Here is a 14,183-nt window from a genome sequence, read left to right on the forward strand (position 1 = left end):
CAAGATAAAAAAGACCCCGCCCAGGCGGTAATGCCAGTCAGTTAAGCCTGACTGGCATTGTTTTTACTAGGTTTTCTCGTCGCATACTTCTGTGGTTTGGCTTTGATGCACCTTGGGTAACTTCGTTCTCGGCGGGCGGGTAACTTGAACTGCTCTGCCTGTTTGTCCAACTCAGCGACACGCCCTGGAACCATGCCCGGTGACACAAACGGCAGGCAACTGAGTTCATGCAGCAGATACACCGATGCCATGTGAAAGCTCAACTGGCTGGCCGTATAGCCCTTTAAGCTCGCCGCCATCCTAACCATCTGATATCTCAGTAGGTTATAGGCCAATACCAAGCCCCATAGCTCCTGCCTTACTCCATCGGGTTTCTTGCTGCGCAGCGTCAGCCGGTGCTGTTGCAGGCTATGTTTCATCTCCCGATAGCCCAGCTCGATTTCCCAGCGATTCTGGTATAGCTCCATCAACTCGCTGGCCGGGAAGCGCAGCGGGTCGGTGAGCGAGGTCAGCACCTGCCGCTCCTTGCCGTTTACCGTCCGGGTCAGCAGCCGGGCTTCGAACTGCTCCGGCAACTCGCTCCACTTCTTCTTGGCCTGCGGACTGGCTCTGAGGCGTACCAGCACATCCTGCCGCCCCAGCTTGCGGATGACCTCGTATTGAGCCCCCTTTTTCAGCGGAATAAGCCAGTGACGCGCTACGCCCTGGCGTTGCCAGGCATGGAGTAACCCCAGTGAGTAGAAGCCCTTATCGAACAGGGTCAGGCTATTATCGGGTGTTTTTTCAATCAGTTGCTCTGCCAACACCATCTCGTTTACCGCACAGGAGTCCATCACTGTCTGGGTCAGCAGATGACTGGTCAGCTCCATCTGACACAACATGCGGACCTGGGGATATTGCGTCTCCCCCTGGACGGTTTTCGACTTGGCAAAGGCGCCGGCATTGTCCGGAGTATCGGGCGTGCGCCAGACCACCCCGTCCACGGCCAGCAGCTGCAAGCCGGCCCAGGTGGGGTGCTGACACTGCTGATGCCAGAGTGTGGCGGTCTGCTGGAACACCTGTCGAACGGCTTGGTCAGCCAGTTTTTGGCGCGCCTGGATGAAGGCGCTGGGGACGACAAACGGCCGGTCGCCGGGTAACAGGATATCGAGCTGGTTGGCCAGCTGGGCCATAGGGACATGACGAAACAAGGACATCCCGATAATGGCCCATAGCACCCGCTCCATGGGCATGCGCCGTCGGCGCAAGGAGACGGAGCCCGTCTCGGCCAAGCAAGCCTGCACCAGTTCAGGTGACAGCAGGTCAGACAGGGACTCAAACTTTCCGGGAGGACAGGCGTGAATGAAGTCGAGAGCTTGGTCGATACGCATAAAAAAATCCGAAACCCAACAAGGAGTTTCGGATTCTTACACAGCCTGAGGATCGGTCAATGGATCCTTAACTGATCGGCATTACCGCCCAGGCGGGGTCTTTTTTTGCATGGCGATCAAGGCGCAGATGGGGGCTGAGCTGCCGTCATCCGTCGACAAGGGGGGGCGATGCCCCCTATAGAAGGAGGCTGTTACATGATTCAGGGAGTGATGCATGTCGGTCGAACTGCCCGTCGAGGCACAATTTAACGCTTACAACGCCCACGATCTCGAGGCCTTCCTGGCCTGCTTCTGCGAGGCGTTCAAGGGATACCGGATGCCGACGGAGAGCCCGAGCACTGTGGGCAAGGGGGCGCTCCGGACCTTCTATGCCGAGCATCGCTTCAACAACCCTGCCCTGCGGGCAGAGCTGCTGTCGAGAACCGTCATCGGCAACAAGGTGTTTGATCACGAGTTGATCTATGGCCTCTCCCCCGAGCCGCTGGAGAGCATGGCGGTCTTCGAAGTAGAGGCGGGCCTTATCAAGACGGCCTGGTTCTACTTCCCTACCTGACAAGCGCCCAGCGTTCCTGTCTGCCTTGGCCTGACTGCAAGCCCCGTCCGCTAACACCGGCTGGCGTCAGGCCTCGCCCTCCATGCCGCTGGCGAGGTTCGCCAGCCAGCGTTTGACGAGTAGCAACTCCTCCTCGGCCAGCGGGGCGGCCAGCTCCTGCTCCAGCCTGGCGACCCTGACCTTGGCCTCGGCCAGTAGCGTGGCGCCCGCCAGGCTCAGGCTGAGTTGCTGGATGCGGCCATGCTGGAGGTGAGGGGTGCGAGCCAGCAGGCCGCTGCGCTCCAGGCTGGTCACCATGGGGCTCACCGTCTGGGGGGTGAGCAGGGTGAGGCGGGCGAGCTCGGCGTTGGAGCTGCCGGGATAGGCATCCAGCATGGTGAGCAGGGCAAACTGGGGCGCCGTGATGGGCAGGTCCGCCAGCGCCCGCTCCATGCGCAGGCGCTGGGCGGCCGCGGCCTGGCGCAGCAGATAGCCGAGGTGGCCCGCTTCGCCGCGCTTGCCCTCACCGGGGGCGGGCAGGGGGATGGGCAGCTCTGTACTCAAGGGGGGCTTGTTTATCATGTCAGGGTGCTGATATGTTGCTCGTGCCCTGATATTAAATCATGCCCAAGGAGAACACCAGAATGAGCACCCGCATCGATTACCCCGACTTTCGCCAGCTGCTGCCGGCGGCTCACGACGCCCTGATCGCCGCCGGCAAGGCGGTGGACGAGGCTGGCCTCGACAAGAGCCTGAGCGAGCTGGTGAAGCTGCGCGCCTCCCAGCTTAACGGTTGCAGCTTCTGCCTGCAGTATCACCTGAACATTGCCCGTCGCAGCGGGGTGGGGCAGGCCAAGCTGGATCAGCTGGCGGCCTGGCGCGATGCCACCGTGTTCAGCGCCCCGGAGCGGGCGGCCCTGGCCTGGACCGAGAGCCTGACCCGGCTGCCGCCGGATGGCGTGTCCGACGCACTCTATGGCGAGCTGCGCGAGCACTTCAGCGAGGCCCAGATAGTACAGCTGTCGGTGACGGTGGCCACCATCAACAGCTGGAACCGGCTCGGGGTGGCGCTGCGTTTCGTACCGCCCGCCGCCCAGCTCTGAGCGACAGGCAAACAAAAGGGCGGCATCGCTGCCGCCCTTTTATCCTGAGCTGATCACTCAGGCTGGTCGCTGGTCATCGCCGGCGCCAAGCGTCAGCACCATGCAGATCTCGCAGGCATCGTGGCCGGTGCAGCCAAGCGGGCCCGGCAGGTGTTCGAAGCCCAGAGATTCGTAGAGCGCGGTGGCCTCGCGCAGCACGGCGGTGGTCTCCAGGTAGCAGCGCTGATAACCGAGCGCGCGCGCCTCGTCCAGCGCCTGCAGCACCAGCCGGCGTCCCAGCCCCAGCCCGCGCAGGGAGGGCATGAAGTACATCTTCTGCAGCTCGCAGACTTGCCCCTCTTCCCCCGCCAGCGGCGCTATGCCACCCCCGCCGAGAATGGTGCCGTCCGGCCCCTCGATCACCCAGTAGCGGCTCTGCGCGCCCTGATAGGTCTCATGCAGCCGATCCAGATTGGGGTCGGCCACCCCGTAGCCCTTGTCAGCGGTGAGCCCGTATTCGGCGGAGACGGCACGGATCACGGCGGCGATATGGGGGTTGTCGGCGGCTGTGATGGGACGGATGCGGTAACCCTGCTGGCGACGGGCGCGAGAGAGGGCGCTGCGATAGAGGCGCAGGCCGGTCCACAGCTGTTCGCGCTCGGCGAGGGTGAGCTGGGCCAGGGTCTCTTCCATGGCGCTGTCCATCTCCTGATGCAGATCCAGCAGCTGGGCCTGGCCGGCGATGGTGAGGCGCGCCTCCTTGCTGCGGCCATCGGACGGATGGGGGTGCCAGCTGATGAGCTCGCGCTCGGCCAGGCGGGCCAGCGGGCGGCTGGCGTTGGACTTGTCGATGCGCAGCCGTTCGGCCAGTTGCTGGTTGGTGGCGGGGCCGCTCTCCAGCTCGATCAGCAGATGGGCTTCGAGCGGGCTGAGCGCCAGTTCGCCGCACTGCTGGGAGAGCATGCCGAGTTCGCGTACCAGATCGCGCGACAGGGCGCGCAGGGGGCGGGGATCCATATCAGGGCTTCCTATTTGGTTGTCATCAACAACCAATATAGCCAACTAGTTGTTACTAGCAACTTTTTATTGTGCCAGCGAGAGATCGTGAAACCGGCGGGCATAACGAGCGGGCACAAAAAAGGGCCCGGGAGGGGGCCCAAACATTGGAAACCCGCGCGAGGGCGCGGATCCCATCCTTGGTCAGGCAAGGTGCCGGTGAGCGTTAGACCAGCTCGGCCAGCATGGTGTCGGCATAGGGAACCAGGGCGTCGCCCTGTTTCACTTTGGCGAGGTAGTCCGGGTTGGCGATGAGCGGGCGACCGATGGCGACGAGGTCGAAGCGGTCGGCCTTGATGGCCTCGGCGGCGGTCTCGGCGCTGTAGTTGCCCACCCCCACCAGATGGCCGTCGTAGCGGGCGCGCAGGTAATCGGAGGCGCGGCCGTCCAGGTAGTCGAAGGTGAGGCTGTCATCGAAGATGCCCAGATGCACATAGGCCAGGTTGCGCTGATTCAGCTCGGCCAGCAGGTGGTCGAACACGGCGCGATCCCGCGCATCCCCTTCAAGGTGCACGTAGGCACCGGGGGAGAGGCGCAGGCCCACCCGATCCGCACCGATGCGGGCATTGATGGCATCCACCACCTCCAGCGCGAAGCGGCTCATGTTCTCCGGGCTGCCGCCGTAGTTGTCGGTGCGCAGGTTGCTGGCGTGGTGCAGGAACTGATCGATGAGGTAGCCGTTGGCACCGTGGATCTCCACCCCGTCAAAGCCTGCCTCGATGGCATTGGCGGCGGCCTGGGCGTAATCCTCGACCAGCTGGGCGATTTCGCTCTCGGTCAGGGCGCGCGGCACTTGATAGACCAGCTCGCGCATGCGGGGCACAGTGCCCTCGTGGGCGACGGCGGAGGGGGCCAGCACTTCGGCGTGGTGGAAGAAGGGGTGGGAGAGACGACCCACGTGCCACAGCTGGGCGAAGATCTTGCCGCCGTTGGCATGCACGGCGCCGGTCACTTTCTTCCAGCCGGCGATCTGCTCGGCGCTGTAGATCCCTGGGGTATTGGGGTAGCCCTGACCGTCCGGCCGGATGATGGTGGCTTCGGAGATGATGAGGCCGATGTCGGCGCGGCGCGCGTAATAGGCGGCCATCTGCTCGGTGGGCACCAGGCCCGGGCCTGCCATGCAGCGGGTGAGGGGAGCCATCATGAAACGGTTGGCGAGGGTGAGGGTGTCGTTGAGGCGATAGGGCTGAAACAGGGTATTCATGATCGTCTGTCCTGAGGGAGTGATTCTTGAACGTGCATTCAAGACGTTTTTTGTTTTGTGTGCAAGTCTTTTTTGAACGAGCATTCAACATGGGTTGGTGTTGCCGGCCCGCTGGGGTAAACTTGCCGCCCTCTTATTTCCCCTCGCCGGCCCCTGGCCGGTGAATCCGCTTTTTCAACGGAGAAACCATGCGCAGCGCCGAGTTCAACCGGGACGACGTCTTGCGAAATGCCATGGAGGCATTTCGGGCCAAGGGTTACGCCAAGACCACCATGCAGGAGCTGGTGGCGGCGACCGGGTTGCATCCGGGCAGCCTCTACGCGGCGTTTGGCAACAAGCGCGGCCTGCTGCTGGCGGCAGTCGATCACTATGTGCAGGAGAAGAGCGCCCTGCGGCGCAGCTTCTTCGCCGCCGCGAGCCCGCTGGCGGGGGTGCAGGCCTACCTCGAGCAGGTGGTGAACGACGCTCTCTGTGGCACCTGTCTGGTGACCCGCACCCTGATGGAGCTGGCGGAGCAGGACGAAGAGCTGCACCTGAAGCTCAAGGCCATCTATGGCGAGCTGGATGCCGATCTGGCGGCGGTGCTGAGCCTGGCCCTCGAGCGCGGCGAGCTGGCGGCCGGGCGCGACATCCCGACCCTGACCGCCTTCCTGCTCATCAACATCCAGGGTCTGGTCACCTTTGCCCAGTGCCGCCCCGATCCTGCCCTACTGGGGGGCGTGGTCACCCAGCTGATGATGGCCCTGCGGGCGTAATGCGCCGCCCAGAAACAACCATGGCTCCCGCGGGAGCCATGGTTGTTTCTGGGGAGGTCACACGCCGGCAAGTTGTTTGCTCCCTTCTCCCCTTGCGGGAGAAGGGTTGGGGATGAGGGGGAGGTCACGGCTCAGCGCAATGAGAGCCAAATATGGGCCAGTACGACATCCATCCGACTCAACACATCGTTATTCCACACCCTGATCACCCGAAAGCCCTGCTGATTGAGGTAGGCCGTTCTTGCGCCATCATATTGCCGCCCTGCCGGTTCGTTGTGCTGTGACCCGTCTACCTCGATGATCAGCCTCTGCTCAAGAGAGATGAAATCGACAATGTAGGGCCCGATGGGCATCTGGCGACGGAATTTCACCCCTGCCAGACGGCGGTTGCGTAATTGCTGCCACAGCTTCTGTTCGGCAAGGGTGGCTTCTCGCCTCATGCGTTTGGCAAACGGATGGGTCTGCATGGTGCCTATCCAGAGCTATTCGACCCTATTAGATATAGCCATTCCCTCGTCTGGTGACTGAGTTGGTTGCTTCCCCTCACCCTGGCCCTCTCCCAGAGGGAGAGGGGACAGATCGAGTGACAGTTGTCATTTTGTTGGTCATCTCGGGGCCATCGTGGCGTGGTGTGACAATGAACTGATGAACTGATGAACTGATGAACTGATGAACTGATGAACTGATGAACTGATGAACTGATGAACTGATGAACTGATGAGTCGATAGACCGAGTGCTGGTGGGATGTATTTCGCCTCGGCAGACAGGTTGTCAGCCATGCTGCCAGTGGCGCAGGATCAGCTGCCTTCTCCCCTTGTGGGAGAAGGGTTGGGGATGAGGGGGCACACGTTGCCGGGTTACTCCGGATTCACCAACTCTTTCATCAGCGCCTTTAACCAGATCAACGCCGGTTGCTGCGCATGGTGCTTTGGTATACCAGACGCAGCCGTTATTCAGGATTCACCAGCTCTTTCATCAGATTCTTGAGTCATACCAGGGCCGGTTGCTGCGCATGCACCGGGTGCCAGACGCAGTTGAGGTGATAATCCGGCACATCTTCGGGCAGCGGTAGGCTTTTCAGCGGCCAGTGGCTGGCGAGCAGTTCGGCCACCATGCTGGGCAGCACCAGCAGGTGATCGCTCTGGCTGACGATGGCGGCGGCGGACATATAGCTCTGGCTGTTGACCGAGATGGTGCGGCTAAAGCCCAGCGTCTTCAGATAGCGATCCAGGCTCGCCTCCGAGGTGCCAAGGGGCGAGTGGAACACGTGGGGCATCTCGATCAGTTGCGCCAAGCTGATACGCTCGGCCGGCAGCGCCTGGTCATCCCCACTCTCTGCGAGCGCCGGGGCGGCCATCGGCAGATCGGCGCGCACCAGCCCGGCCAGCGGCTCGGTGAGCCAGGTCTCCTTGCCGAGATACCCAGGCACCTGCATGTATTCGTCAAAGCCGAGCACCAGATCTATCTCGCCGCTCGCCAGCTCGGCTTCGGGCAGGGTGTCGCGCAGGATGCGGATCTCGATGGTGACTGCGGGCGCCAGTCGTTTGAGGCGCTGGATAAGCGGCGGGATCAGCACGCACTCCACGTAATCCGTGGTGCAGAGCACGAAGCGGCGCTTCGACTGGCTCGGCTCGAACACCTCCTCGTCGCTGAGCTGCTGCTCCAGCAGCCGCAGCGCCTGCTGCACGCCCAGGTGCAGCCGCTGGGCGCGCGGGGTCGGTAGCATTCCCTGCGGGGTGCGTACCAAGAGCGGATCGCCAAAGAAGGTGCGCAGGCGATTGAGCGCATGGCTCATGGCGGGCTGGCTGATAAAGAGGGTTTCGGCGGCGCGGGTGACGCTGCCCTGGGTCATCAGGGCGTCAAAGGCGAGCAGCAGGTTGAGGTCGAGCTGGTGCAGTTTCATCAAGATTATTTGCCTGGCTTATGGGACAATCCATCCTATTCATTTGATGGATGTGAGCGCAACTTCTTACACTGCGACCACTGTTATTTTTCCAGGATCCCCGCGCCGCGTTTTCACGCCTGCGGGGTCTCAATCCATGCAAGGAGCCTTGCGATGAGCATCAAGACCATGAACACCACGCCGGCCGCTGACGGCTTCACCATGCCCGCCGAGTGGGCACACCAGCAGGCCGTCTGGATGATCTGGCCGTTTCGCCCGGACAACTGGCGTGAGGCCGGTCGCTTCGCGCAAGTCACCTTCGCCAAGGTGGCGGATGCCATCGGGCAAGCCACCCCGGTCTTTATGGGGGTGCCGGCCCAGTTTATGGAGCAGGCTCGCGCCATCATGCCCAACCATGTCACCCTGGTCGAGATGAACAGCGATGACTGCTGGGCCCGCGACAGCGGCCCCACCATCGTCACCAACGCAGCCGGCGAGTGCCGTGGGGTGGATTGGGGCTTCAACGCCTGGGGCGGCCACAAAGGCGGTCTCTACTACCCGTGGGATCAAGACGAGCAAGTGGCAGCCCAGATGCTGGCACAGCACGGTATGGCCCGTTACGATGCGCCGCTCATTCTGGAAGGGGGCTCCATCCACGTCGACGGCGAAGGCACCTGCCTGACCACCGCTGAGTGCCTGCTCAACGAGAACCGCAACCCGCACCTGAGCAAAGAGCAGATCGAAGCTCACTTGCGCGACTATCTGGGTGTGCAGAGCTTTATCTGGCTGGACGAAGGCGTCTACATGGACGAGACCGACGGCCACATCGACAACATGTGCTGCTTCGTGCGTCCGGGTGAAGTGGCCCTGCACTGGACCGACGACCAGAACGATCCCCAGTACGCCCGCTCCGTGGCCGCCCTCAAGGTGCTGGAAGCAGCGGTTGACGCCAAGGGTCGCAAGCTGAAAGTGTGGAAGCTGCCCCAGCCGGGCCCGCTCTACTGCACCCAGGAAGAGTCTGCCGGTGTCGAGAGCGGTACCGGTGTGCCGCGCGAGGCAGAAGGCCGTCTGGCCGGCTCCTACGTGAACTTTCTCATCACCAACGATCGCATCGTCTACCCGCTGCTGGATGCCGCCACCGACGGCGAAGCCCAGCGCATTCTGGAAGAGATCTTCCCGGAGCATAAGGTCGTCGGCGTGCCGGCCCGCGAGATCCTGCTGGGCGGTGGCAATATCCACTGCATTACCCAGCAGATCCCCTCCGGCAAATAAGAACCGAATGACGATCCTGCTGCGAGACCGTGATCAAGGCTCATGTGCTGCTCGGAAGCCTCACGTATGTTTATACGCTCCGGTTCCTGCGCTGCTCTTCACCTTGCTGACAGCCTCTCGCGACGGGTCGTAAACCGGTTCTAGTTAGTATTCAAAACCCCACGCCGTGGGGTTTTCTCTCTTGATGGTGTGATGGTCGCAGGCGCTGGTGCGGCGATCATCATGATAAACAGTCACCCTTTTATAGGAGATCCTAAATGATCGAAGTGACCGAGGTTTCCATTGCCGAGCTGCGCGGTGCGCTCGAAGCAGGCCGCACCACGGCGGTCGAACTGGTCAAGGCCTATCTGGCCCGGATCGAGGCTTACAACGGCCCCGAAACCGACACCAAGCTCAATGCTTTGGTAGTGCCCAATCCCGATGCGCTGAAAGAGGCGCAAGCGTCTGATGAGCGCCGTGCCCGTGGCGAAACTCTGGGCCCGCTCGACGGCATCCCCTACACCGCCAAAGACAGCTATCTGGTCAAGGGGCTGACCGCCGCCTCCGGCAGCCCGGCCTTCAAGGATCTGGTGGCCCAGCGCGATGCCTTTACCGTTGAGCGGCTGCGCGCCGCTGGTGCCATCTGCCTTGGCAAAACCAATATGCCGCCGATGGCCAATGGCGGCATGCAGCGCGGCGTCTATGGCCGTGCCGAGAGCCCCTACAACGCCGACTACCTGACCGCGCCGTTTGCCTCCGGCTCCTCCAACGGGGCCGGCACCGCCACCGCCGCCAGCTTCTCTGCCTTTGGTCTGGCGGAAGAGACCTGGTCGAGCGGCCGTGGCCCAGCTTCCAACAACGGCCTGTGTGCCTACACCCCGTCCCGTGGCGTGATTTCGGTGCGCGGCAACTGGCCGCTGACCCCGACCATGGATGTGGTGGTGCCCTACGCCCGCACCATGGCCGATCTGCTGGAAGTGCTCGACGTGGTGGTGGCCGATGATAGCGATCCCCGTGGCGATCTGTGGCGCTTGCAGCCCTGGGTCAAGATCCCCAAGGCGTCCGAGGTGCGTCCGGCTTCCTATCTGGAGCTGGCCGCCAAGGCCGATGCCCTCAAGGGCAAGCGGCTCGGCGTGCCGCGCATGTTTATCAACAAGGATGAACTGGCTGGCACCAGCGAAAACCCCGGCATCGGCGGCCCGACTGGTCAGCGCATCCATACCCGCGACTCCGTGATTGCGCTGTGGGAGCTGGCCCGTCAGGCGCTGGAAGCCGCTGGCGCGGAAGTCATCGAAGTGGACTTCCCGCTGGTCTCCAACTGCGAAGGGGACCGACCCGGCGCGCCGACCGTGTTCAATCGCGGTATCGTGAGCCCGGAGTTTCTCAACGACGAGCTGTGGGAGCTTTCCGGCTGGGCGTTTGACGACTTCCTGCGCGCCAACGGCGATCCCAAGCTTAAGCAATTGGCCGATGTGGATGGGCCGAAGATCTTCCCCCACGATCCGGGCACCCTGCCGAACCGCGAGGGCGATCTGGCGGCGGGCATGGACGAGTACGTCAATATGGCCAAGCGTGGCCTGAAATCGTGGGACGAGATTGCCTCGGTGCCGGACGGCCTGCGCGGTCTGGAAAAGACCCGCAAGCTGGATCTGGAAGACTGGATGGACGGGCTCAAGCTCGACGCCGTGCTGTTCCCCACCGTTGCCGACGTCGCCCCGGCTGACGCGGACGTGAATCCGGCCTCCGCCGATATCGCCTGGAGCAACGGCATCTGGGTCGCCAACGGCAACCTCGCCATTCGCCATCTCGGTGTGCCGACCGTCACCGTCCCCATGGGGGTGATGGCCGATATCGGTATGCCGGTGGGCCTGACCTTTGCCGGTCGCGCCTATGACGACAACAAGCTGCTGCGCTTCGCCTCGGCCTTCGAGTCCACCGGCAGCAAGCGCAGAGTGCCGCCACGGACGCCGCCGTTGGCTTGATTGATTGTTGTTAGGTCAGGCACAAAGAGAGAAGGAGGCATCATGTCTCCCTCTTTTTTCGTCCAGTTTTATGGCCCCTGCCATCACACCCGGATGTTCTGGCCCGCCCCCATCTCGCTCTCTGTCACATGTGGGGTCTGCCCCTCTTGGGACAAGCTGGCCTCCCACTCGTGGGCCTTCTCCAGCAGCTCGGCGAGGCTCTCCCTGATCTGTTGTGGGTGATAGTTTCCCAGCGCGATCTGGGAGAAAAACGATACCCGCTCGGTGCCGGGATAGATGCCGACCCCGTAGCCATGGCGCAAGGGGGCGAGAGCATGCTCGCCAAAACGTAGGAACAACTCGCGGGATAGACGTTCTGGGAGATCGCTCGCCGTGGTCACCGAGAGCACCAGCGCCATCTCGTTGGGTTGAGCCACGATATTGACCACAAAGGGGGCGGTCGCCTCCTCTATTGCTCGCTGGATCTCGAATGTGCAGACGCCGTTTTCATCGAAGGCCAGCGGTTCGACCGACAGCTCGGCCACGATTTTCTGATAGATATCCAACACAACACTCCAGTCCGGTTGCCCGGCCGTCTTCGAAGGGGCAGGGCAAGATCACAAAGAAATGGCCCCGCCACCGAGCGGGCAGGGCCGTCATCCATATTCACGGCAAGGGTTACACCTTGATATTGAGTGCTCGGCCCTCTTCCAGTTCGAACACTCGGACATCGCTCACCGGGTTGTCGTTAAAACGCACGCTTTTCTTCATCTTGGCGGGGGCGTTCTCCCCGTCCGATGGGCCAGTGTTTTCATCGATCGCCGGTGAGGTCGTGTTGGCGCGGGTGTTTGCCGCGGTCAGGGCATCCAGCTCGGCGCTGGCTCTTTGCTCAAACAGCTGGCCGAAGCTGCGATTGAACTCGATATTGACCTTGGTGTTGAACACCTCCGACTCCTGGCTCTGCACCTTCAATGCTTCTTGCAATGCCTTGGGATCGTTACTCAGCGAGGTGAACAGCGTATTGGTCTGCTCGATGGCACGGGAACTCAGCAGGCCGAAGATGGCGTCTCTCCCGTTGATAAAGCTGGAGAAGTGCTCCATGGCAAATGCCCGGGAGGAATCGCTCATGGCTTCAAGACCCAGTCGATTCTTGTTGGAGTCGGTAACATCCGCCAGGGTCGCGGTCTTGGGATCGCTGCCCGGCTTCAGATATTGGGCATCGTTTTTGAACTCGCTGATGGGCTGGTTAAAGGCTTGCTGTACAATCTTCTTGATTTGGCCAAGTTCAGTCAGCTGCCGCTGCACCTCGGACTGAATTTGAGTGGCCCGGGTGGTGAGCGCACTCTCCCCCTTGGTGGCGGCTCGGCTAAAGAAATCGACCACCGCATTTTTGATGCGACCCAGCGTGCTTAAATGGGCCAGGTCTCGTTGTACGGAGACATCCCCACTCTTGCCTATGTGAATGGTGTACTCCTTGCCTTCACCCAGATGAAGGGCAAGCTTCTGATTGCTGTCGGGGTTGATGTTGGCGAGCTGCAGGCTGTCGATAGCCTTCAACATCCCCGGGGTAGCTCCATGAATAGCCATGACCTTGGTTCCTTATCTCACAACAAGCGATACATCTGGCCTGCATCATACCCGTCAGTGAAAACGCCGTTTATTAGCCATGGTTGCACTATTTTAGTTTGGGGTTGGCCTGTGCTGGCTGTGTGAGAGGAGAACCGGTTGCAGTGTTACCTCGGCGATGAGTCCATCGGCAGCAAGCGTATGGTGCTACCACGGACACCGCCGTTGGTTTGATTGGTGTTGTGAGTTAAATATTTCGGGTTAGTCCGGGGATAACTAACATACCCACCCGTTATATGACGGGTGGTTTTTTATTTGTCATTTGCAATTTTAGAGTCAATGAAAGATAGTGTCTCATTAATGGAAAATAACATGCAATCCATTACTATTTCATTTATCTTTATATTGTATTCTGTTCTTGTTTTATAAATAATATCATTTTCCATTGCTTTTTCTAAGTGTACATTACTAGCTGTTTTATATAATTTCTTTTGTTCTGTAATGTATTGGTTGTAACTCTCTTTTAATTCTGTGGCGTTAGGTTTTTTGCAGTAATATTTTGATGGGTATTCCACTATATGTGAAAGTAAGGTTTTGTAATAGGCTTCAGGTATTCTGTGAGCGTCGCTATTTCTTTTCGATGAGTCTGTTATCATAGTGCTGATGATCTTTGAAGGAGAAATCCAGTTTTTCAGTAATTGAGTTATGAATTCATTGTCGCTCTCAGTTTTTAATTCTGCTTTCTGTTGTATAGATAAGTTGTATATAGCAAGTAAATAGCTTGTGTTAAGCTCTGATTTAATTATTTCCCAGCGTGCTATATTGAGTTTTTTTAATTCAATGCTCAAACTTTTTTCTGCTATCGAAGCTTTGTTTTGAGCGTTAATGGCATCTGATTTTGCTTGTTCTATCTGTGAATGAAGTTTACTTAATTCATTGGATTTGCTTCGTAGTTCATCTTCTAAAAACATCTTTTTTTCACTAAGTTGAGTTGCTGTTTCCTGGTATTTTGATATGTCAGTTTTTAACTGACGCTTTTCTAGTTTTAGTCGAGAAGCTTCTTCCTGCAAAATTTGATTTTGGAATGCAGGTTTAACAGTGAAGATGTATCCAAGTACACCAAGGATTAATAATGCAACTTGTGTTAAGTGTGCCATGCGTTGAAGACATGTATCAATACGCGATTCTTTGATACTAACGTCATTTTTATTATTCAATTTTCTTATAACAATTTTTGGGGAGTGTTCTCTAGGTATTTTTATGGGGCGTTTTAAACTCATGTTATGGCCAATGAAAAATTAGATTGATTAAATGGTAAATATCATGCCAAATTTTATTGGATAGGATAATGAAAATAAAGCTGGCAATGCTATTAACTGTGATTTCCCATTAATAGCCAATGATTCTACCGCGAGGAAAATAATGAGCATAGGTGCGAATAACGAAGCCGATTCGGACGATCGCGAATAGGAGGTCGCCGAGAGGCCACTGATATCCGGAGTTTCCTACCGGTCTTGCCATAA

14 protein-coding genes are annotated in these 14,183 nt (G+C 59.5%); 5 read left to right on the plus strand and 9 right to left on the minus strand.

The window, feature by feature from the left end:
• Positions 1 to 41: 41 nt before the first annotated feature.
• A complete protein-coding gene (locus C2U40_RS01775) occupies positions 42 to 1,370 on the minus strand; it encodes an IS4 family transposase (RefSeq protein WP_052816382.1) in 1,329 nt (442 codons plus the stop codon).
• A gap of 214 nt (positions 1,371 to 1,584) precedes the next feature.
• Between C2U40_RS01775 and C2U40_RS01780 the strand changes: the two genes are divergently transcribed.
• Entirely contained in the window at positions 1,585 to 1,923 is a 339-nt protein-coding gene (locus C2U40_RS01780; protein WP_101614781.1) for a nuclear transport factor 2 family protein, read from the plus strand.
• A 66-nt stretch (positions 1,924 to 1,989) separates the two neighbouring features.
• Here C2U40_RS01780 and C2U40_RS01785 read toward each other — a convergent pair whose 3' ends face one another.
• On the minus strand, positions 1,990 to 2,484 hold the full coding sequence (locus tag C2U40_RS01785; RefSeq protein WP_103828933.1) for a MarR family winged helix-turn-helix transcriptional regulator: 495 nt from the start codon (positions 2,482 to 2,484) through the stop codon (positions 1,990 to 1,992).
• A 62-nt stretch (positions 2,485 to 2,546) separates the two neighbouring features.
• Here C2U40_RS01785 and C2U40_RS01790 point away from each other — a divergent pair, with 62 nt between their 5' ends.
• The gene (locus C2U40_RS01790) at positions 2,547 to 3,005 is read left to right on the plus strand and encodes a carboxymuconolactone decarboxylase family protein (RefSeq protein ID WP_029301997.1); all 459 of its coding nucleotides are present in this window, start codon (positions 2,547 to 2,549) and stop codon (positions 3,003 to 3,005) included.
• Positions 3,006 to 3,062: 57 nt separating this feature from the next.
• Here C2U40_RS01790 and C2U40_RS01795 read toward each other — a convergent pair whose 3' ends face one another.
• Entirely contained in the window at positions 3,063 to 4,001 is a 939-nt protein-coding gene (locus C2U40_RS01795; RefSeq protein WP_024944535.1) for a bifunctional helix-turn-helix transcriptional regulator/GNAT family N-acetyltransferase, read from the minus strand.
• Positions 4,002 to 4,206: 205 nt separating this feature from the next.
• Entirely contained in the window at positions 4,207 to 5,244 is a 1,038-nt protein-coding gene (locus tag C2U40_RS01800) for an alkene reductase (protein WP_043161532.1), read from the minus strand.
• A 188-nt stretch (positions 5,245 to 5,432) separates the two neighbouring features.
• Between C2U40_RS01800 and C2U40_RS01805 the strand changes: the two genes are divergently transcribed.
• Positions 5,433 to 5,999, plus strand: coding sequence for a TetR/AcrR family transcriptional regulator (locus C2U40_RS01805; protein WP_065479536.1), 567 nt, complete (start codon positions 5,433 to 5,435; stop codon positions 5,997 to 5,999).
• A gap of 131 nt (positions 6,000 to 6,130) precedes the next feature.
• Here the strand turns inward: C2U40_RS01805 and C2U40_RS01810 are convergent, their stop codons facing one another.
• Both C2U40_RS01810 and C2U40_RS01820 read right to left on the minus strand, forming a co-directional pair.
• Positions 6,131 to 6,466 (minus strand): endonuclease domain-containing protein, encoded by a 336-nt coding sequence (locus C2U40_RS01810; RefSeq protein WP_103828934.1) that lies wholly within the window; start codon positions 6,464 to 6,466, stop codon positions 6,131 to 6,133.
• 522 nt (positions 6,467 to 6,988) lie between these two features.
• A complete protein-coding gene (locus C2U40_RS01820) occupies positions 6,989 to 7,903 on the minus strand; it encodes a LysR family transcriptional regulator (protein ID WP_181014941.1) in 915 nt (304 codons plus the stop codon).
• A 153-nt stretch (positions 7,904 to 8,056) separates the two neighbouring features.
• Between C2U40_RS01820 and aguA the strand changes: the two genes are divergently transcribed.
• Both aguA and C2U40_RS01830 read left to right on the plus strand, forming a co-directional pair.
• A complete protein-coding gene (gene aguA, locus C2U40_RS01825; protein ID WP_103828937.1) occupies positions 8,057 to 9,154 on the plus strand; it encodes an agmatine deiminase in 1,098 nt (365 codons plus the stop codon).
• Positions 9,155 to 9,411: 257 nt separating this feature from the next.
• Positions 9,412 to 11,115, plus strand: a complete 1,704-nt coding sequence (locus C2U40_RS01830; RefSeq protein WP_103828938.1) for an amidase — start codon at positions 9,412 to 9,414, stop codon at positions 11,113 to 11,115.
• A gap of 83 nt (positions 11,116 to 11,198) precedes the next feature.
• Here C2U40_RS01830 and C2U40_RS01835 read toward each other — a convergent pair whose 3' ends face one another.
• The 3 genes from C2U40_RS01835 to C2U40_RS25970 all read right to left on the minus strand — a co-directional run bounded on the left by C2U40_RS01835 (position 11,199) and on the right by C2U40_RS25970 (position 13,940).
• A complete protein-coding gene (locus tag C2U40_RS01835) occupies positions 11,199 to 11,663 on the minus strand; it encodes a CesT family type III secretion system chaperone (protein ID WP_233768811.1) in 465 nt (154 codons plus the stop codon).
• 109 nt (positions 11,664 to 11,772) lie between these two features.
• Positions 11,773 to 12,681, minus strand: a complete 909-nt coding sequence (locus C2U40_RS01840; RefSeq protein ID WP_233768812.1) for a hypothetical protein — start codon at positions 12,679 to 12,681, stop codon at positions 11,773 to 11,775.
• A 290-nt stretch (positions 12,682 to 12,971) separates the two neighbouring features.
• Positions 12,972 to 13,940, minus strand: coding sequence for a hypothetical protein (locus C2U40_RS25970; protein WP_146054399.1), 969 nt, complete (start codon positions 13,938 to 13,940; stop codon positions 12,972 to 12,974).
• Positions 13,941 to 14,183 lie beyond the last annotated feature (243 nt).

Source organism: Aeromonas sp. ASNIH4 (assembly GCF_002934425.1).
Taxonomy (GTDB): domain Bacteria; phylum Pseudomonadota; class Gammaproteobacteria; order Enterobacterales; family Aeromonadaceae; genus Aeromonas; species Aeromonas hydrophila.

Excerpts from the sequence above, each read along its gene's own strand:
- C2U40_RS01775 (WP_052816382.1), bottom strand. The coding sequence starts at position 1,370 with ATGCGTATCGACCAAGCTCTCGACTTCATTCACGCCTGTCCTCCCGGA.
- C2U40_RS01780 (WP_101614781.1), top strand. The coding sequence starts at position 1,585 with ATGTCGGTCGAACTGCCCGTCGAGGCACAATTTAACGCTTACAACGCC.
- C2U40_RS01785 (WP_103828933.1), bottom strand. The coding sequence starts at position 2,484 with ATGATAAACAAGCCCCCCTTGAGTACAGAGCTGCCCATCCCCCTGCCC.
- C2U40_RS01790 (WP_029301997.1), top strand. The coding sequence starts at position 2,547 with ATGAGCACCCGCATCGATTACCCCGACTTTCGCCAGCTGCTGCCGGCG.
- C2U40_RS01795 (WP_024944535.1), bottom strand. The coding sequence starts at position 4,001 with ATGGATCCCCGCCCCCTGCGCGCCCTGTCGCGCGATCTGGTACGCGAA.
- C2U40_RS01800 (WP_043161532.1), bottom strand. The coding sequence starts at position 5,244 with ATGAATACCCTGTTTCAGCCCTATCGCCTCAACGACACCCTCACCCTC.
- C2U40_RS01805 (WP_065479536.1), top strand. The coding sequence starts at position 5,433 with ATGCGCAGCGCCGAGTTCAACCGGGACGACGTCTTGCGAAATGCCATG.
- C2U40_RS01810 (WP_103828934.1), bottom strand. The coding sequence starts at position 6,466 with ATGCAGACCCATCCGTTTGCCAAACGCATGAGGCGAGAAGCCACCCTT.
- C2U40_RS01820 (WP_181014941.1), bottom strand. The coding sequence starts at position 7,903 with ATGAAACTGCACCAGCTCGACCTCAACCTGCTGCTCGCCTTTGACGCC.
- aguA (WP_103828937.1), top strand. The coding sequence starts at position 8,057 with ATGAGCATCAAGACCATGAACACCACGCCGGCCGCTGACGGCTTCACC.
- C2U40_RS01830 (WP_103828938.1), top strand. The coding sequence starts at position 9,412 with ATGATCGAAGTGACCGAGGTTTCCATTGCCGAGCTGCGCGGTGCGCTC.
- C2U40_RS01840 (WP_233768812.1), bottom strand. The coding sequence starts at position 12,681 with ATGGCTATTCATGGAGCTACCCCGGGGATGTTGAAGGCTATCGACAGC.
- C2U40_RS25970 (WP_146054399.1), bottom strand. The coding sequence starts at position 13,940 with ATGAGTTTAAAACGCCCCATAAAAATACCTAGAGAACACTCCCCAAAA.